16 protein-coding genes and 1 riboswitch are annotated in these 18352 nt (G+C 52.0%); all 16 genes read left to right on the plus strand.

Going from position 1 to position 18352, the window contains the following annotated elements; translation table 11 throughout:
- The 16 genes from MH144_RS14990 to MH144_RS15065 all read left to right on the plus strand — a co-directional run bounded on the left by MH144_RS14990 (position 1) and on the right by MH144_RS15065 (position 18300).
- Positions 1-1200, plus strand: coding sequence for a Ger(x)C family spore germination protein (locus MH144_RS14990; protein WP_239301616.1), 1200 nt, complete (start codon positions 1-3; stop codon positions 1198-1200).
- Positions 1193-1414, plus strand: coding sequence for a hypothetical protein (locus MH144_RS14995; RefSeq protein ID WP_239301617.1), 222 nt, complete (start codon positions 1193-1195; stop codon positions 1412-1414). The genes MH144_RS14990 and MH144_RS14995 overlap by 8 nt, the downstream gene beginning before the upstream one ends.
- A gap of 56 nt (positions 1415-1470) precedes the next feature.
- On the plus strand, positions 1471-2670 hold the full coding sequence (locus MH144_RS15000) for a GerAB/ArcD/ProY family transporter (RefSeq protein WP_239301618.1): 1200 nt from the start codon (positions 1471-1473) through the stop codon (positions 2668-2670).
- Positions 2671-2797: 127 nt separating this feature from the next.
- The gene (locus tag MH144_RS15005) at positions 2798-3622 is read left to right on the plus strand and encodes a uroporphyrinogen-III synthase (protein WP_239301619.1); all 825 of its coding nucleotides are present in this window, start codon (positions 2798-2800) and stop codon (positions 3620-3622) included.
- 196 nt (positions 3623-3818) lie between these two features.
- A riboswitch (cobalamin riboswitch) is annotated at positions 3819-4007 on the plus strand.
- A gap of 399 nt (positions 4008-4406) precedes the next feature.
- Positions 4407-6305 (plus strand): precorrin-3B C(17)-methyltransferase, encoded by a 1899-nt coding sequence (cobJ, locus tag MH144_RS15010; RefSeq protein ID WP_239301620.1) that lies wholly within the window; start codon positions 4407-4409, stop codon positions 6303-6305.
- Positions 6306-6508: 203 nt separating this feature from the next.
- Positions 6509-7681, plus strand: coding sequence for a sirohydrochlorin chelatase (locus MH144_RS15015; RefSeq protein ID WP_239301621.1), 1173 nt, complete (start codon positions 6509-6511; stop codon positions 7679-7681).
- Complete coding sequence (gene cobK, locus MH144_RS15020; protein ID WP_239301622.1) at positions 7678-8448, plus strand: precorrin-6A reductase; 771 nt, start codon at positions 7678-7680, stop codon at positions 8446-8448. Before MH144_RS15015 ends, cobK begins: the two co-directional genes overlap by 4 nt.
- A 69-nt stretch (positions 8449-8517) precedes the next feature.
- Entirely contained in the window at positions 8518-9165 is a 648-nt protein-coding gene (locus MH144_RS15025) for a precorrin-8X methylmutase (RefSeq protein ID WP_239301623.1), read from the plus strand.
- A 719-nt stretch (positions 9166-9884) separates the two neighbouring features.
- On the plus strand, positions 9885-11039 hold the full coding sequence (locus tag MH144_RS15030; RefSeq protein ID WP_095291074.1) for a cobalt-precorrin-5B (C(1))-methyltransferase: 1155 nt from the start codon (positions 9885-9887) through the stop codon (positions 11037-11039).
- Positions 11002-12282: a precorrin-6y C5,15-methyltransferase (decarboxylating) subunit CbiE gene (gene cbiE, locus MH144_RS15035; RefSeq protein WP_239301625.1), complete on the plus strand. Its 1281-nt coding sequence runs from the start codon at positions 11002-11004 to the stop codon at positions 12280-12282. Before MH144_RS15030 ends, cbiE begins: the two co-directional genes overlap by 38 nt.
- A gap of 32 nt (positions 12283-12314) precedes the next feature.
- On the plus strand, positions 12315-13031 hold the full coding sequence (cobI, locus tag MH144_RS15040) for a precorrin-2 C(20)-methyltransferase (RefSeq protein ID WP_239301627.1): 717 nt from the start codon (positions 12315-12317) through the stop codon (positions 13029-13031).
- On the plus strand, positions 13028-13825 hold the full coding sequence (gene cobM / locus MH144_RS15045; protein WP_095291076.1) for a precorrin-4 C(11)-methyltransferase: 798 nt from the start codon (positions 13028-13030) through the stop codon (positions 13823-13825). The genes cobI and cobM overlap by 4 nt, the downstream gene beginning before the upstream one ends.
- A complete protein-coding gene (locus MH144_RS15050; protein WP_239301629.1) occupies positions 13818-14906 on the plus strand; it encodes a cobalt-precorrin 5A hydrolase in 1089 nt (362 codons plus the stop codon). Before cobM ends, MH144_RS15050 begins: the two co-directional genes overlap by 8 nt.
- A 109-nt stretch (positions 14907-15015) precedes the next feature.
- Positions 15016-16515: a cobyrinic acid a,c-diamide synthase CobB gene (locus MH144_RS15055; protein WP_239301638.1), complete on the plus strand. Its 1500-nt coding sequence runs from the start codon at positions 15016-15018 to the stop codon at positions 16513-16515.
- A 164-nt stretch (positions 16516-16679) separates the two neighbouring features.
- Complete coding sequence (locus tag MH144_RS15060; protein WP_239301658.1) at positions 16680-17402, plus strand: SDR family NAD(P)-dependent oxidoreductase; 723 nt, start codon at positions 16680-16682, stop codon at positions 17400-17402.
- A gap of 259 nt (positions 17403-17661) precedes the next feature.
- Positions 17662-18300, plus strand: a complete 639-nt coding sequence (locus tag MH144_RS15065) for a ThuA domain-containing protein (RefSeq protein WP_239301660.1) — start codon at positions 17662-17664, stop codon at positions 18298-18300.
- The last annotated feature ends 52 nt before the right edge of the window (positions 18301-18352 follow it).

The following is an 18352-nucleotide window of genomic DNA, read 5'->3' on the forward strand; positions in this document are numbered from 1 at the left end:
ATGCATTTTATGCATAAGTATCGCACCGTGGTGCTGCTGTTCCTGTGCACCCTCTTGTTATCGGGCTGTTGGGATCGCGAAGAGATTAATGATATTGCATTTGTGATTGGCATCGCCGTCGACAAGGAGAAGCAGGATTACAGGACAAGTCTGCAGATTGCGCTTCCGGGTCAATCCGGTGCTTCGGGAAGTGAAGGAGGCGGGGGAGGAACAAGCGGGGACAAATCCTGGTTTATGCTGTCCACGACAGCCAAAACCTTTCGCGGCACTTCGCTTGAAGGGCAAAAGGCCCTATCGCGGCGTCTCTATTATGCTCATCGTCGTACGCTGCTGATCGGAGAGGATCTGGCCAGGGAAGGCATTGCTCCGATGCTGGACCTATTAACCAGATATCCGCTAAACCGCCTGTCAGCCATGCCAGTCGTGACCAAGGGGGAGGCATTTAAGGTGCTTGATACAGATGCACCGATTGAAAAATTCCCTTCGGAGATGGTACGGGAGCTATGCTTCCTGAATATGCGGCATCCGCGTTCCCTGAAAGTGTTTATCGACTCCATCCTCGCGGACGGAATCGATCCCTTTCTCCCGATTGCTTCCGTTGCGGAAAATGTACCGAAGGATTGGAAGGATGTCAAAACCAATATCAAGCTGGATGGGCTGGCGATCTTCAAAAAGGACAAACTGGTGGGAATGATCGAAAAGGCTCCTGCGGATGCACTAATTTTGGCCATGGGTGAAGCCAATACTCCAGAGGTAATGGTTAAAGCTCCAGAGGGAGAGGGGACGTTGTTCCTGAAGCTGAACGAAAACAATTCTTCGTTCCAGCCGCATATTCGTAATGACAAAGTGAGTGTCACGATTCAACTATACGCCAAGGGAGTTTTGGTGGATAACGAATCGAATTACGGCGACCTGCGGGAACGTGAGATTTTGACGCTTAACGAAGCTATTCACAAAAAAGTGAAAGAAGATATCGAGGAGGGCGTAAGGCTGATCCAGCGAAAGTACAATGCCGATATTCTGGGGCTTGGTCGTTCCATCCATCAGCAGATGCCGAAAGAGTGGGACAAGATCAAGGATCGCTGGTATGACATATATCCGAATATGGAGGTTGTGGTAGAGCCCCATATCATCATAGAGAATGTAGGGATCACCAATAAACCGATTGGATTGACCGAGGAGGAGATCGTCCATGATTAAGCCACTCATGTTTACTTACCTGGCCATGGTCATCGTTGTTATTATCATGGACTTTAAGCACCTGAGGCAGGCAGCGGCGATTAACCGTTGGTTATCGTATGTGGTGATAGCAGGCAGCACCGGAATTTGGTTCTATGTTACCCATTTGAGCAAAACGTTCTTTATTACGGTTTGGCTTACCCATTGGATTCAGCGGAATTTGCCACTGCCATAGATGTTTGTTTGTGGCTTATCGTCATTTCGGTTGAGCAGGCAGAAAGGAGGTATTTGATGAATCAGGGAGTGACTAGCCGGCAGCTTACGCTGCTGATCTTGCTGCTGAGTGTAACAGGTACGCTGATTCAACCCCATGCACAGGCCATTTTCTATGCCGAACAGCATGCCTATCTATCCTATATACCTGTGTTTCTAGTTATATTTGCATCCATGTGGATGCTAAATCGTGTCCAGAGCCGGTTTCCCGACCAGGACCTGTTTGAGTCTTTGGTCGAAAGATTTCCCTTCTTGGGACGGATGGCGAGCTTAATGTATATCATGTTTTTTCTTTTGATATTTGCCCGTGACATCCGGCTGATCGGTGACTACGTAAGTATAACTTTGCTTGAGACAACGCCCATATCCATTATCGTGTTGTCTCTCTTGGTCATGGCTGTATTTATTGTCAGAGGAGGACTGGGTTCCTTGATTGGGATGTCCGAGCTGTACATTACCTTATTTCTGCTCAACTCGGTCATTGTCCCATTCATGTTGATTCAACAAATTAACCTGGATAATCTGATGCCGTACTTCGATATCGATGCAGCGGGCGTGGGCAAAGGAAGCTGGTACATTTTCTCCTTCTTTGGAGAAATGATTGCATTGCCTTTTGTTGTCAAGGGAAGCGACTTTCGTTTTAAATCCATGACATGGGGGATAACGATTGCTGCTTTGCTAATGATGCTGATTATGGTTGAAACCATTACAGCAATCGGTGTGCCGATTGCATCCCGGTTGGTATACCCGTCGTATGAGCTTGCCAGACAGCTGCAGGTAAGTGACTTTCTAGACCGGTTTGACCTGGCTTTGGCTGCGGCTACCCTGCCTACCATGATTACCAAGATCGCATTTGATCTGTATTTTATCTGCTGGGGATTGAAGCGAATGATTCCCAAGTTATCTGGTAAGCTGATGACGGGTCCAATTGCCCTGTTAGGATTCGTATGTGCATTTTGGTTTTTTAAAAATGCGATTCAGCTGTTCCGCTTCACACGGGAATGGACATGGATTGCCATTCTGTTTGAAGTGCTTTTTCCCATCATTTTTTTCGTGTTTCTTCGACCACGTAAAAAGGAAGGGGACTCTTCACGTCAAATAGAGAAGCATCGTGAACCATCCAAAAAGCAGCATGAACAGGAGAAAAGACGTGGTTCGGACCAGGAAGACGAAACTGGACAGGATGAAATGCAGGGGGGCGAGCTTCAGCCTTCCTGATGCCAATCATAAAAAATCGTTATAGAAGATCAGGCCAAATGACGTGAAACGAGGTTTCCCTCCATGAAACTACCCTGTATACTGTAGTCAAACGAATGACGTTCGAACGAACTGGGGGGAAACATGAATGGCTCAACATTTGGCAGGTATACGTGTAGCACTGACGGGACCGCGTAAATCCAAGGAAATGGCGTTGTTAGTTGAGAAAATGGGTGGTATTCCACTCGTGCGGCCAGCACAGGGAACGGTATTCCTGGATGATCGGAACATACGCAATGGGCTCGTCTCCTTAATCTCTGATCCGCCCGATTGGGCAGTATTAACTACAGGCATGGGACTCGATGCCATATTTGAAATGGCAGAGGATATGGACATAGCTGGTCAACTGCTGGATGTTCTGTCGGAAGCTTCGATTGCGGCAAGAGGATACAAAACGGTGAACTCACTTCGCAAGCGCAAGCTTGCACCGCTGGTCCGGGATGATGACGGCAGTACGGACGGGCTGATCCGTGAATTCGCACCACATGATCTTGCCGGCAAGAAAGTCATGCTCCAACTTCATGGGGAGACTGCGCCGAAGCTGGTCAACTGGCTGGAAGAACAGGGTGCCGAGGTAAGACAGGTTCTGCCTTATCGCCATGTACCACCGGAAGAGGCCGAACTGGAACTGCTTTTGAATGAGATCGTGCAGCGTGAGGTTGATGCCGTAGCATTCACGAGCGGTCCCCAAGTACGGTTTTTGGCAGCGTATGCGGCTTCCCAAGGCAAGCTGGAACAGATGCAGCAGGCCTTCCGGGACGGTGTCATTCCCGCATCTGTAGGCAAAGTGACTGCGAACGCCATGCGTGAAGAAGGGATTGAAGCACTAGTTGTTCCGGAGGAAGAAAAGATGGGAGCGCTCATCGTTGAACTGGGACGATATATTGCTGCAGCACACGCAGATCAATCCTGACAAGTAGATCAGGACGCAGGTCTGTAAGGGATTCGGTAAGATCGTTATTGAGGGTTTTGTATATGGATATCGTATTTCAAGTTCTGATCTGTTCTGGATCAGAACTTTTTTCTGTTTTGTCTGAAAATAGGATTATGGACAAACATCATAAGCATGGACATTTTTTCCTGAGCGGTGTTATGATGAAACCAATATCATTTATGAAAACAAGCAAGGTGCTCTTGCGTTGAGCAAGAGGTAACAGGGAATCGGGTGCAAATCCCGAGCGGTCCCGCCACTGTAATGGGGAAGCCCTTTTCATCCAAGTCACTCGTTTACCCGGGGAAGACAGAAAAGGAAGCTGATGATCCAGAGCCAGGAGACCTACCTTGCATGTGTCACCGAACCCTTCGCGGAAAGGAGTGGTGTACGAAGAATCAGGAAACGGGCGAACAATCGGTTCGCCTGGCAGGCCCTTTGCGGCCATGCAGCCACAGGTCTATCCTCTATAGGGCCGTGGACTGTCTTCTTGAGTGTACGTACATGCGTATCCCATCCGTTATAAGGATGGGATTTTTTTGTTTTTTACAGTTGATCCAGAACCGGACTTAATTGAACATGCCGCGAAGAAGAAGGTCGGTCAAGCCGTCCTTTTTCACTGTTTTGGAATAGCCGGGATAAGAAGGTTGAGCTGCAAGGAGCAACGCATTAAGCAAGAGCTCGCTACAAACCACGGCTGAAGAAGCGATGATATAGATGTGATTGACGTGCTAAAGGTGAACAGGGAGATGGAGGAGGAGAAGCAATGCAGAGTCAAGGAAAGCTGCTGATTATCGGATTTGGCCCGGGAGCGATGGAGCATATCACCACACGGGCATTGGAGGCACTTCGGGAGAGTGAGGTCATCATTGGTTATAACACTTACGTTGATCTGATTCGTCCACTCCTGGACGGACAAGAGATTGTACGGACAGGCATGACCGAAGAAGTAAGCCGGGCACAGGAAGCGGTCAGACAGGCCGAGATGGGCAAAATCGTTGCAGTAATCTCCAGTGGGGATGCAGGTGTATATGGCATGGCTGGACTGGTGTATGAGGTGCTGATGGAACAAGGCTGGAGGCCGGAAACTGGCGTTGGCGTTGAAGTTATTCCGGGTGTGTCTGCCATTCAATCCTGTGCTTCCTTGCTGGGTGCACCCGTAATGCATGATGCATGTACGATCAGTCTGAGTGACCACCTTACGCCATGGGAGACGATTATTCGCCGAGTTGAAGCAGCAGCATCAGCTGATTTTGTTATTGCTCTGTACAACCCTCGCAGTGGACGCCGGACACGCCAGATCGTGGAAACGCAGGAGATGCTGCTGCGATACCGTAGTCCCCAGACACCGGTGGGGCTTGTAAAAAGTGCCTACCGTGAACGTCAGGATGTCGTGATGACCACGCTGGAAGACATGTTGAATCATGATATTGGCATGCTTACGACTGTGATCATTGGTAACTCCTCGACCATGATGTACGAAGGACTCATGGTCACACCGCGCGGATATCAACGGAAATACACGCTGAATACCGCGGAACAGCCGCTCAGACCGCATGAGCGGCTCCGCACGGAAGCTGAGCCTTGGTCGCTCGGCGCGATGGAGGCCCGTTCTGCCGCTTCCGCCGATGCAGCAGGCACAGTCCGCGATACGCAGACCGCGCAGCCGACTGCGGAACCAGCCCTGCGCGGCGCCAGCGCCAGTATGGGCATGGGACCGCAAGGGCAGCAGGGTGCTGGCTTGCCTGCTGCTCAGCCAGCGGGCGGCAGCACCGCAGTGCTTGCAGCCGAGCGGCCTGCAGCGGTGGAAGGCGCACCTCGTGCTGCCCTGGCGGTGCCGCAGGCTGGTGCGGCCGAACTGGCTGCCGAGGCGCTGACGCGGCTTGCGGCAGGCGGCAAGCTCGCCGGCGAAGCGGCCAGCCGCTGGCTGGATGCAGCTGGACCAGGCGTGCCAGCCGCAGCGCCGCAGACTGCAGCAGCGGCTGCTGTACGGACAGCAGCCGAGCCGGGACGTAAGGCACCGCTGTTCGAGATTGGCGTGTCGCCTGGCGTCGGCAACAAGAAGTTTACAGCAGCCCAGATGGCGCTGCTGGCGCAATGCGCGAGTGAAGAAGGCGAGCTGGAATACACGCCGGAGCATCAGATTATTTTGCGGGTACCGACCTTTGAACCGGATCAGTTGGTAGAGGAACTGCGTGCAGCGAATTTCATCGTGGTGCCGATCGGTGACGTCATCAAGATGAAGGCCTGTGACTTCTGCAATATGGAGAAGGATGATGCTGTTCCGATGGCTAATCATTTGCAGGCTGTTATAGGCGGACTTAGTGCGCCGAAAGAGACCAGTGTGGCTCTGAATGGCTGCGGTATGGCATGTTATGGTGCCGTACTCGAGGACATCGGAATCGTCTACCGCAAAGGCGGGTACGACCTGTTCCTTGGCGGCAAGAAGTTCGGACGTAATGCTCACCCTGCCCAGCCAGTAGCCGAGGGGATACCAGGTGATCAGATTGGCGGGATTGTGGAGCGGATCGTAGCGGAGTACAAGGAAAAGGGTCACCCGAATGAGCGATTCCATAAATTTTTTAAACGTGTCGGAGTAATCCAGGGCTTCCGTCACGTAGATGCGCCTGTCACCGTGGAAGTGAATCCGGTATGCGGCGACTAGGATTCGCGCCAGTTTTGTTATCGTCTTAATATTTTTTATCCAATGTTTGTAGTTATAGCGGAAAAGTTCATTGCACTTTTATATAGATCGAAATGATGGGGTAACCAGGTTACCCTCCGTGAAAGGCTCGTTTACCGAGTAAAGCACAATAAAAAATTGAGATGTCTGATCTATGGATCAGGCGGGGGAGGAAGAAGCCAGAGATGAATGCCATTTTGCTGGTGGGACACGGCAGCCGTGATCCAGAGGGGAACCGGGAGTTAATGGAGTTTGCACGTGCGGTAGCGGAGAAAGCGCCGGAGAACACCGTGGTAGAGACCTGTTTTTTGGAATTAACAAGACCGAGTATTGCCGAAGGAGTTACGGCTTGTGTAGATAAAGGCGCAACACGCGTCGTATTGGTACCGATTATTTTGTTTGCTGCGGGCCACGCCAAAATTGATATTCCGAATGCCATCGACCGGGCCAAGATTCGTTATCCGCAAGTGGAATTTGTATATGGGCGCCCGATTGGCGTACATGAGAAAGTCGTTCAAATTATGCAAACCCGTCTGCAGGAAGCACAGCCTGTCCTTGTTACCGCCAATCAAGGCGGCGCAGCAGTGGCAGCTCCGCCTGCTACTGTCACGGATGAGGAGACAGCCGTGCTTGTCCTTGGACGGGGAAGCAGTGACCCAGATGCCAATAGCGACTTTTTCAAAATGACCCGGATGTTATGGGAGAAGCTACCGTACAAATGGGCCGAAAGCAGCTTTATCGGCGTGACGCAGCCTTCATTCCCGGATGGACTGCAGCGTTGTCTCCTGCTCGGGGCGAAGAAAATCGTCATCATGCCTTATTTCCTGTTCACAGGGGTGCTGATCAAACGCATTGATGAGATGACCGCAGAATTTGCTGCGGCACATCCGGACGTTCAGGTGGAAATTGGTGGTTATTTTGGATTCCATCCGAAATTGGTGGAACTGGTATTGGAACGTGCGAACGAAGGGTTGAATGGACGGGTAGCGGCCAACTGCGACAACTGCCAATTTAGACTTGAGGCTGCCAAACATCACCACCATCACCATGATCACGATCACGGGCACGATCATGACCACGATCATCATCACGATCATGACCATGACCACCATCATAATCATGCACATGATCACCACCACGATGAGGAGCACCATGATCACGACCATGCCATGAGCAGCCGTGAAGCATCGCCGGATTTCCATCATGATCACGACGGTGAACTGCACCATTCGCATCATGAACAAGAAGGTGCGTTGAACAGTCAAGATGAAGAGGGACATGAAGGAAAGTACATCTCACCAGAGGATGCTGGGCATGCAGAGATCGCAGCTGCCTCGGAACGGGTGAACCGCCCATGATCTTGATGTTATGTGGCACAAGTGATGCGCGAGAATTGGCTGTGCAGATTAAGCAGCAGGGTGTGGACGTACTCACATCGGTTGTAACCGAGAGTGCGGCACACAGTTTGTCCGAAGCCGGGTTGCCGGTTCGATCAGGCAGGCTGACGGTAGAGGCAATGACTCAGCTTGTCCGTGAAAAAGGAAGCCATGCCATAGTGGATGCAAGTCATCCCTTTGCGGAGGAGGCCCATGCCAATGCCATGGAAGCAGCCAGACAGGCAGGAATTCCTTATATCCGTTACGAGCGGACGGGACTTGCCTACGATGACCATCCGTTGCTCCATGTCGTGCCTTCCTATGATGAGGCCGCTCTTAAGGCGAAAGAACTCAAAGGTTCTGTCATGCTAACAACAGGAAGCAAAACGCTGCAGATTTTTACCAAGCATCTGCTCGGTGATCCTGACATACGTCTCGTTGCCCGTATGCTTCCGCGTCTCGACAATATGGAGAAATGCAGTGAACTGGGTGTGGAACAGCGCAATATTATTGCCATGCAGGGACCCTTTTCCCGTGAAATGAACGAAGCATTGTACAAGCATTATGCCACCACCGTGATGGTGACCAAGGAAAGCGGCAAGACCGGGGCTGTAGATGAGAAGATTCAATCTGCACTGGAGCTAGGCATTCAGGTTGTATTGATATCCCGCCCAGAAGCCGAATTCGGAACGGTGTTTGATGAATTTGAAGGCGTACTCTCCGAGTTAAAGCGCGTATTGAAGCAGTAGGACACCCGAATAGATCAAATTGGGATAGACCCATTTTGAATCATTTTACGATTGAAGGAGTGAGTGCATATGGATTTCAAAACGGAATTTAAACCATTAACTGTACAGCCTCAGGAGATTGAGGGAAAAAGCTTCGAGATGATTACCGAGGAGCTGGGTGAGCACCCATTCACGGATGAACAATATCCCGTTGTACAGCGTGTCATTCATGCATCAGCTGACTTTGAACTTGGCCGCAGCATGGTGTTTCATCCGGATGCCATTCAGGCAGGAATTGCAGCCCTTCGTGCGGGACAATCCGTCATTGCCGACGTACAGATGATCCAGGCTGGAGTAAGCAAGGATCGTATTCGTGGGTTCGGTGGAGATGTGCACGTGCATATTTCCGACCCGGATGTGATGGAGGAAGCGAAGCGATTGAATACAACGCGGGCCATCATCTCGACGCGTAAAGCAACCAAGGCCTACGAGGGCGGAATCTATGCTATCGGTAACGCACCGACAGCATTGCTGGAGCTGATCCGTTTGGTAAAGGAAGGTGAAGCCAAGCCAGGCTTGATCATCGGTATGCCTGTCGGATTCGTGTCCGCAGCCGAATCCAAGGATGAGCTACGCAAGCTGGACATCCCGTTTATCACGAACATCGGCCGTAAAGGCGGCAGCACCATCGTGGTAGCTGCCTTGAACGCCATCTCACTGATGGCAGTGAAGGCTTAGTCGCTGTTTCAGCCTACACTGAGCGTAGCTAGAGCGTACCTAGCAGAGAGTACAAGGGCAGTGCTAACGAACATTAAGAGCCTTATTTCGCAGATAATCATGAGTTTTAAACTCTAACGAACCTGAGTGAGGCTATTCTGCTCAAAGATGCCAAAAACGGTGGGGACGTCGGGTTCCTGGTGAAATAGCATCGCTACGATTCGTTAGATTTTCAGTGTGTGGAAATCGGCTCGAATAGCACTTCCTGAATTCGTTAGAGTCAGCCAGAATCAACTGAAACAGAGCGAATGTTTGAGCATGCATGGTGCAAAGTGCATGGGTAGTTCAATCCTTAAGCATTGCTCAATTGCTAAATTGTAAAGGCCTGAACCGTAAACTTGATAACTACATTCCAAGCTATCTGCTAGTAGCATGGAATGTCCAGTTACCCATAATAAACATCATGACATTGTTTAGCTCATGAGGTTTGATCACGAACTTTTTTAGGTTAGGTATGCAAAGACGCAGGGAGTAGCGAAGGGGACGGAATCGATTCTGTAGAAGCGACAGCGTTCGCCTTTGTCTCCGGAATTCTCCCTATACATAAGGGAATCAAAATAAATCTGGAGACAACAGCGATCGGAAGAACGATCCGTACCCGTAGCGGTCACCCCGTAGTCTTCGCAGCCAAGTGTCATCTACTATGTAATGTGATAAGAAAGGACGGGAGGTTCAAAGCCATGGAAAAGAAACGCATGAAAAGCGGGGAAGCACCCGATCCGGACAAACCGATGCGTTCCGGCTTCACCACAGGTGCCTGCGCTACGGCCGTTGCCAAGGGAGCCACACAGCTCCTGTTAACCGGAGTTACTCCTGCACAGGCTGTGGTTTCATTGCCCGCGGGCTTTGACCACTCGTTCGAACTGATCGAGCAGGAACTGATGACGGACGGCACGGCCACCTGTGCGACCATCAAGGATGCCGGGGATGACCCGGATGCTACGCATCTGGCGAAGATCATCGCACACGTCTCCTGGCGGGAGGAGCCTGGTGTGGAGCTGGATGGCGGCATCGGGGTAGGACGTGTTACTAAACCCGGCTTGCCTGTTCCTGTGGGCGAAGCGGCGATTAATCCCGTTCCGCGTCGTATGATTACCGAGGCTGTGACCCAGGTACTTGCCGAACATGGGACAGCCAGGGGTGTGAGGGTCGTCATAAGCGTGCCGGACGGCGAAGAGATTGCCAAGAAGACGTTGAATTCGCGTCTCGGCATTCTGGGCGGCATCTCCATTTTGGGTACACGTGGCGTGGTCGTTCCGTTCTCCACCTCTGCGTACAAAGCCAGTGTGGTACAAGCCATCTCAGTTGCGCAGGCGTCCGGTTGTGATCACATCGTGCTGACGACAGGCGGCAGTAGTGAGAAATATGCGATGAAAATGATGCCAGAACTGCCCGAAGAAGCCTTCATTCAGATGGGTGACTTTGTTGGTTTTGCTATCAAACACGGGAAACGACTGGGCATGAAACGCATCAGCCTGGTGGGGATGCCGGGCAAATTTGCCAAAGTGGCCCAAGGGGTCATGATGGTGCACTCCAAGAGTGCGCCGGTGGATTTTGGATTTCTTGCGTCCGTGGCCCGCGAGACCGGGGCTGGAGATGAACTGGCGCAAGCGATCGAGGAAGCCAACACGGCGACTCAAGTGGCCGACATGATGACTGAGGCGGGGTATTTGCCCTATTTTGAAAAGCTATGTACCTATGCCTGTAGGCACTGTCTGGAGCATGCCGGAGGCGGCGTAACGGTCGAAGTGGTATTGGTAACGATGAAAGGAATGGAACTGGGGAGGGCGGAAATCAGTGAACTGGACGACAGCAACTGGAGCAAGGAATCATAGAATCCGTATCATCGGCGTAGGTGAAGAAGGTGCGGCAGGATTGACGGCGGATAGTCAGAATCTGATTCAGGAAGCGGATGTACTTGTGGGCGGCGAACGTCAGCTGCAGTACTTCCCAGCATTTGCGGGAGAGAAGCTCACGATTAAGAGCGGATTAAGCGACTTGGTTGTGAAAATAAAAGCGCTGCAGGACACGCACAACATCGTTGTGCTTGCCTCGGGAGACCCGCTGTTCTACGGCATCGCCGGGTACTTGGCGCGCAAGCTGGGCCCGGATCAACTGGAGATCCGGCCTAATCTCAGTTCGCTGCAGCTGGCATTCGCCAAGCTTGGCGAGAGCTGGCACGACGCCGTGCTCGAAAGCGTGCACGGACGTCCGCTCAAGGGCCTCGCACAGCGCATTGATGGGCAAGCCAAAATTGCACTGCTCACGGACGAGCATAACAGCCCCGCTGCGGTTGGGGCTTATCTGCAACAGTTCGGCATGACCGAGTATGATGCCTACGTTGCCGAGAACCTCGGCGGGCCAGACGAGCGTGCCCGCCATTACACCCTGGACGAACTGGCGGCAGCTGAATGCAGCCCGCTGAACGTCGTTATTTTGCTGCGCCGCAAGGATGCACCGCCACCGCGCAAAGGCTTTGGGTTTGCAGATGAGGAATTCCATCAGCGCAAACCGGAGAAAGGCCTGATTACCAAGCGCGAGGTCCGCGCCTTCAGCTTGTCGGAGCTGCGACTTGGCGAGGACAGCATCGTGTGGGATATCGGCGCAGGTTCCGGCTCGGTGGCCGTCGAGTGCACGCGGCTGGCGCCGCGGGGCCAGGTCTTCGCCATCGAAAAGAACGAAGGGGACCTCGTGAACATCGAGGCCAACCGGATCAAATTCCGGACGGACTTTACCGTCCTTCATGCCAAAGCACCAGCAGGGCTGGACGAACTACCGAATCCGGATGCGGTGTTCATTGGTGGCAGCGGCGGCGAGCTCGCGCAGCTGATCGCCCTATGCGCGTCCCGGCTGCGCCCGGAGGGACGCATCGTCGTGAATGCAGCGACGATCGAGACGCTGCATGACAGCATGAAGGCCATGCGCGAAGCGGGCATGGATGCATCGGTGACGCTGCTTCAGACGGCGCGCAGCAAGCCGATTCTGAACATGACCCGTTTTGACGGATTGAATCCAATCTACGTGATCACAGGCCAGCATGCAGCGGCAGAGGAAGCGGTAGCCGGAGCGGAAGAATGACTTTTCAAGGACAGGACAAGGGGGAAAACAACATGAGTACGGCAGCAGTAGGTACGCTGTATGGCGTGGGTGTCGGGCCGGGAGACCCGGAACTGATTACGGTGAAGGCATACCGAATGATCCGGGAGTGTCCGGTGGTTGCGTATCCGAAGAAGCGTAAAGGCGGCAAATCGTATGCCCACGAGATCGTGGAACTGTACGTCAACCCGGAAGAGAAGGAGATGCTCGGCCTGATCTTTCCGATGACCAAGGACCCGGTTGTCCTTGAACGGGAGTGGGGCAAAACCGTCGAGGCCTGTTGGGGTGCGCTGAAGGAGGGTAAGGATGTGGCCTTTGTAACCGAAGGCGATCCGAATCTGTACAGCACCTTCATTCATCTGGCAAGGCTGATGCGTGAACTGCATCCCGAGGTGCCGATTGCTTCGATTCCGGGAATTTCATCTGTACTGGGCGCCGCAGCTGCACTGGATATCCATCTGGCAGACGGTGATGAGCAGGTGGGCATTATCCCCGCAACCGCCGATAAGGAAGCGATGCGTCAAGCAATTGAGAATCACGATACGATTGTGTTTATCAAAGTGGCGAAGGTGCTTGACCCGATGCTTGAACTGCTGGACGAGATGGGTCTCGGCGGCAAAGCCTCGGTTGTCACCAAAGTCACTTCTCCATATGAACTGGTCTGGCGCGATGCCCGTGAACTGAAAGGGCAGGAGCTGGAATATCTGAGCCTGATGGTGGTGAGCAAATGAAAACACTGGAACCGAAAGTTTATATCGTAGGTGCAGGCCCGGGTGACCCCGAACTGATTACGGTGAAGGGCTCGAACATTTTGAAAAATGCAGATCTGGTCCTGTACACCGACTCCCTCGTGAACGATGAACTGATTGCGACAGCAAAGCCTGAAGCAGAAGTGCTGCAAAGCTCCGGTATGGATCTGGAGCAGCAGGTTGAACTCATGTGCGAAGCTACTCGTGCAGGCCGCAGCGTAGCTCGCGTGCATACCGGTGATCCGGCGATGTACGGCGCAATTCTGGAGCAGATGGTACTGCTGAAACAGCAGGGTGTGGAGTATGAGATTATCCCGGGAGTTAGCTCGGTCTTTGCTTCGGCGGCAGCCCTCGGAGCGGAACTAACTGTGCCGGAACTAACGCAGACGGTTATTCTGACCCGCGCAGAAGGACGTACACCAGTGCCTGAGCGCGAGAAGCTGCGTGATCTGGCGTCGCATCACTGTACAGTGGCCCTCTTCCTGAGTGCTACACTGGCGAAAAAAGTCGTGGTTGAATTCCTCGCCGCAGGGTGGAGCGAAGATACACCGGTGGCAGTTGTGCAGCGGGCGACTTGGCCGGATCAGAAAATTGTACGGACCACGCTCGCCAATCTGGCTGCCGATCTGCGTGCCGCTGGTATTACGATGCATGCGATGATTCTGGCAGGCTGGGCACTTGATCCCGATCTTGTGAACCGGGATGCCCACCGTTCCAAGCTGTATGACAAGTCCTTCACCCATGGTTATCGCAAGGGAGTGAAGTCCGGTGAGTAATCCGTTTGCAGCCGTTGCTATTACGAAGCATGGCGTGGAGATGGTACGCAATCTGGCTGGACAATTCCAGGGTACGGATGTGTATTACATGAGCAAGTTCGCCCGCGGGGATGAAGAAGAGCTGGGTTATCAGCTGTTTGAAGGCTCGGTGAAGCTGATTCTGCCGGATCTGTTCAAGCGATACAATGGCATCATTCTATTTATTTCTCTGGGAGCGGTGGTCCGCATGATTGCCCCAATTCTGGTGGACAAAAAGGTGGATCCTGCGGTGCTGGTCATTGATGACCGCGGAGAGAATGTTATCAGTGTCCTGTCCGGCCATCTCGGCGGGGCGAATGAACTGACTCGTCAGGTTGCAGAAGTACTCGGTGCACGTGCGGTAATTACAACCGCTTCGGATGTGCAAGGAACGATTCCGGTAGACATGTTCGGACGGGAGCTGGGCTGGATCGTGGACAGCTTCGACAAGGCTACGCCAGTCAGTGCAGCAGTTGTTAACGAGGAGCCGGTTGCGCTGATTCAGGAGACAGGAGAGCGGAACTGGTGGCGATATAACAAGCCTGTACCGGATCATATTCGTGTCTTCAGCAGTCTGGAGGAAGCCGAGTCATTTCCGTTCAATGCGGCACTTGTGGTCAGCGACCGCCTGCTCACGGAAGATGAACAGACACGTTTTCTAACGAATGGTGTGCTGTATCGACCGAAGAGCCTTGTACTGGGCATGGGCTGCAACCGCGGCACATCTGCTGAAGAACTGGAGCGGGAGATGCTCACCACATTGGAAGAGTTGTCTCTTTCGGTGAAAAGCGTGCGAAACGTAGCTACCATTGATCTGAAAAAGGATGAAGAAGGCCTGCTGGCTCTATGCGCCAAATATGACTGGGAACTTGTGACGTATACGCCAGCCGAGCTGAATACTGTCAAGCTTCCCAATCCATCGGAGACAGTTTTTAAATATACCGGAGCTTACGGTGTGAGCGAGCCTGCGGCATTATTGTCTTCCGGAGCAGACAACTGGCTGTTGGAGAAGAAAAAGAGCGGAAACCTGACGATTTCCGTAACGCGAATCCCTTTTGACTAAACTATAATTTAGAATCATGTGCTTCACGAGATGAAGCCATTATGGTTGATTTAAGCCGCATCGTTTATTGGTGCGGTTTTGTTATATCGAAGAAAGGTGGGAATGGATCATGACCATTTCAAATCAACATGCCAGACCAAGGCTGATCATAGCCGGAACGGGAAGTGGTGCAGGAAAAACAACGGTGACCCTGGGCCTGATGAAAGCACTGGCCCGGAGCGGAATGAGCGTACAGGGCTTCAAATGCGGACCGGATTATATTGATCCAACCTATCATACGGCTGTAACGGGCAGAGCATCGCGAAATCTGGATGCATGGATGACCTCTCCGGAATATGTAAGAGAAGCATTTGCCAAAGCGTCAGCGGGACATGATATTTCCATTATTGAAGGTGTCATGGGTCTGTATGACGGCAAAGATCCCTTAAGTAATACGGGGTCTACTGCGGAGATTGCTCTCGTAACACAGACTCCGGTCATTCTGGTCGTGGATGTCCGCAGCATGGCTCGCAGTGCAGCCGCGATCGTGCTTGGTTTTCAGCAGCTGGATCCTGAGCTTAACATCGCTGGTGTCATCGTCAATCGCTGCGGAAGTGCGGGCCACTACAGTATTGTGAAGAAGGCCATTGAGCAGATGTGCGGCATTCCTGTGGTCGGCTGGCTGAAACGGGAGGAAGACATGTCGATTCCCGAGCGTCACCTGGGGCTGGTCCCTGCCATAGAACGTGGAGAATTGGAACCTCTATTCGAGCGAGCTGCGGACGCGCTGCTGGAAGGCACCGATCTGGATGCGATTGTTGCCATAGCGAAGGCTGCACCTGCCATAGAAGAGTTAACCATTAACCGTGAGGATGTCTCACCGCAAAAAACAGATCCTATGTGGACCGATGTTAACTTAAAGAATAGCGAAGACAGCACGGTAGGCCAGCCCGATGAACAAGAGGCTTCGTCACGTCCCGTAATAGCCGTTGCCCGGGATGCCGCTTTTAATTTCTATTACCCGGACAATCTGGAGCTGCTCGAAGCAGCCGGAGCCCGATTGAAGTATTTCAGTCCTCTTGCAGGAGAAGGCGTACCGCCAGAAGCGGATGGCATTTATCTTGGCGGCGGCTTCCCGGAGGAGTTTGCTGCTTTGATCGCAGATAACATCTCGTTTCTGGAGGGACTGCGTGAGGCCGTTCGCAGTGAGATGCCTTTGTTTGCGGAATGCGGGGGTTATATGGTGCTCGCGGAGACATTAACTAATCGAGAAGGGCTAACTTATAACATGGCAGGGATTATACCTGCTGGGGTACAGATGCAAGCGAAGCGTGCAGCACTCGGTTATCGTGAGGCTAGAGCTGTAGAGGATTCCTTTTTGCTGAAAAAAGGAGAAGTGATCCGGGGCCATGAATTTCATTACTCTACCATGACCTACCAAGAGGAAGGCGACGTTCCCTATGCTTATGAGACTAAGGGATTACGGGGCATGAAGCAGGAGGGATATGCCAGAGGTAACGTTGTAGCCGGGTATACCCATGTTCATCTTGGTTCTCATCCGGGTGCGGCAGTGAGATGGGTGCAGCATTGTCTGTCATTCGGGCTGAGAAGAAGTGGTCAGCATATATAAAGAACGATTTTTAGATGAGGTGACAAAAGAGAAGATAATCCTGCAAGTGTCGCATCATGAGACTTTGGTCGTGAAGTTGGGCTTTCCTGTTTACATTTAGAGGTTTTTGCCTGACCATGTGGAATGAATTAAAAGACAGAGTAGCCTGGATAAGGAGGGGAAGCATGGTGAGAACCGTATGTGTGACCGGGGCAGCCCGGGGACTTGGATTGGCTCTGACGGCACAAATGCTGAAGAGAGGATATACGGTGTATGCTGCGGGCTTGGACATGGAGGATTCTGAGGGGATTCGTCTGTTAATGCAAGCTTATCCGAAGCATCTTCGGGTCATCGACCTGGATATTGCCGATGATCTGTCCGTTGCACTGTTTACCGAAACCATCAAACTGGATACAGATCGTCTGGATATGCTGATCAATAATGCGGCTATACTAGGGGATATTACGGATCATGTCCGCGGGCCGTTAAACTTTGCCGAAATGGCAGAGGTATTCAACGTGAATACGCTGGGTTCACTGCGCGTAACTCACGCATTGCTGCCCCTCCTTCTTGCGGGCGCGGGCAAGCTGATTGTGGACATCTCATCGGAGGCGGGCAGTATTGAGCAGTGCGACCGACATGGCTGGTTCGCTTACTGCATGTCCAAATCTGCACTAAACATGCAGGCCCGGCTTGTGCATAATGGGATCAAGGATGAAGGTGGACAGGTCATGCTGATTCATCCCGGTTGGGTGCAGAGCTATATGAGCGGTGAATTGAACACAGCCGCAGACCTTACGCCAGAACAATCGGCACAGCATATCGCAGCACTTATTGACCGCCACAAGGATTTTATGGGAGATCAGCCTGCCTATGTAGACTATAAGGGGGACGATCTTCCCTGGTAATCTTGTTTATAAAGTGAGTCTACTTCTACACTATAACGGAGAGAGCAGAACCAATCTGGAGAAACGAAGTGCTCGCTGAAAGCTTTCTATAAGAAAGCTACATCGGAAGCATACGCTTATCCCTAGATTTTCTCATTAATAAAAGAATACAAAAAAATCTAGGGATAACAGCGATCGTAAGATGGTTCTGCAATCGGAGTGAAACGGTGTAGAAACTTTTCTCATTTTATATAGGTTTAACATGAAAGGAGTTTTATTAATGGACCATCGTAAAAAGGCGTTGTTGCTCGGCGATTATACACATCCGGACTGGCATCCGCTGCAGGATGTTGACGCAGAGATCAGCCGTATTTTTCATGATAGCATGACCGTGCAGTGCAGTGAGAATCGCAATATGCTGCTGCAGGAAAATATATCGGGATTTGATGTATGTATTTCATACATGGACGATTGGAAGGGGAAAGTCTCCCCTCAGCAGACAGCTGGATTGCTGTCCTATGTGAGCAATGGAGGCGGACTGGTCATTCTACATAACGGGATTTCGCTTCAAAATCGTTATGAACTCAAGCAGATGATCGGTGCGAAATTCCTGCATCATCCACCGTATGCACCGCTGGAGTTTACCGTAACGGAACATAAACACCCTGTGACCGAGGGGATTACCGGATTCACCATGGAAGAAGAGCCTTACCTGTTCGAGTTCGGATCATTCGCCGAGACTACGATTCTGCTTGAGTACCAGACTGAAGAGGGACCTAAACCTGCGGCTTGGGCACATACCTATGGATTAGGCCGGATCGTGTACCTCATGCCAGGGCATCATGTGCCTTCTTTTGCACACGAATCCTATCGCCAGCTGATTCTGCAGGCAGGCAAATGGGCAGCGCGCTACGTGTAACCTGACCGCTTCTTTGTTGTGCTGGGTATAAAGGGTATAATATAGAGATCAA

Origin of the sequence: Paenibacillus sp. ACRRY, from assembly GCF_022346995.1 — a bacterium.
Taxonomy (GTDB): Bacteria; Bacillota; Bacilli; order Paenibacillales; family Paenibacillaceae; genus Paenibacillus.

Bases quoted from the DNA above. Each gene is read 5' to 3' on its own strand.
- MH144_RS15065 (WP_239301660.1), top strand. From the start codon at position 17,662: ATGGACCATCGTAAAAAGGCGTTGTTGCTCGGCGATTATACACATCCG.
- MH144_RS15055 (WP_239301638.1), top strand. From the start codon at position 15,016: ATGACCATTTCAAATCAACATGCCAGACCAAGGCTGATCATAGCCGGA.
- MH144_RS14990 (WP_239301616.1), top strand. From the start codon at position 1: ATGCATTTTATGCATAAGTATCGCACCGTGGTGCTGCTGTTCCTGTGC.
- MH144_RS15015 (WP_239301621.1), top strand. From the start codon at position 6,509: ATGAATGCCATTTTGCTGGTGGGACACGGCAGCCGTGATCCAGAGGGG.
- MH144_RS15060 (WP_239301658.1), top strand. From the start codon at position 16,680: ATGGTGAGAACCGTATGTGTGACCGGGGCAGCCCGGGGACTTGGATTG.
- cobK (WP_239301622.1), top strand. From the start codon at position 7,678: ATGATCTTGATGTTATGTGGCACAAGTGATGCGCGAGAATTGGCTGTG.
- MH144_RS15025 (WP_239301623.1), top strand. From the start codon at position 8,518: ATGGATTTCAAAACGGAATTTAAACCATTAACTGTACAGCCTCAGGAG.
- cobI (WP_239301627.1), top strand. From the start codon at position 12,315: ATGAGTACGGCAGCAGTAGGTACGCTGTATGGCGTGGGTGTCGGGCCG.
- MH144_RS15000 (WP_239301618.1), top strand. From the start codon at position 1,471: ATGAATCAGGGAGTGACTAGCCGGCAGCTTACGCTGCTGATCTTGCTG.
- cobM (WP_095291076.1), top strand. From the start codon at position 13,028: ATGAAAACACTGGAACCGAAAGTTTATATCGTAGGTGCAGGCCCGGGT.
- MH144_RS15030 (WP_095291074.1), top strand. From the start codon at position 9,885: ATGGAAAAGAAACGCATGAAAAGCGGGGAAGCACCCGATCCGGACAAA.
- MH144_RS14995 (WP_239301617.1), top strand. From the start codon at position 1,193: ATGATTAAGCCACTCATGTTTACTTACCTGGCCATGGTCATCGTTGTT.
- cobJ (WP_239301620.1), top strand. From the start codon at position 4,407: ATGCAGAGTCAAGGAAAGCTGCTGATTATCGGATTTGGCCCGGGAGCG.
- MH144_RS15005 (WP_239301619.1), top strand. From the start codon at position 2,798: ATGGCTCAACATTTGGCAGGTATACGTGTAGCACTGACGGGACCGCGT.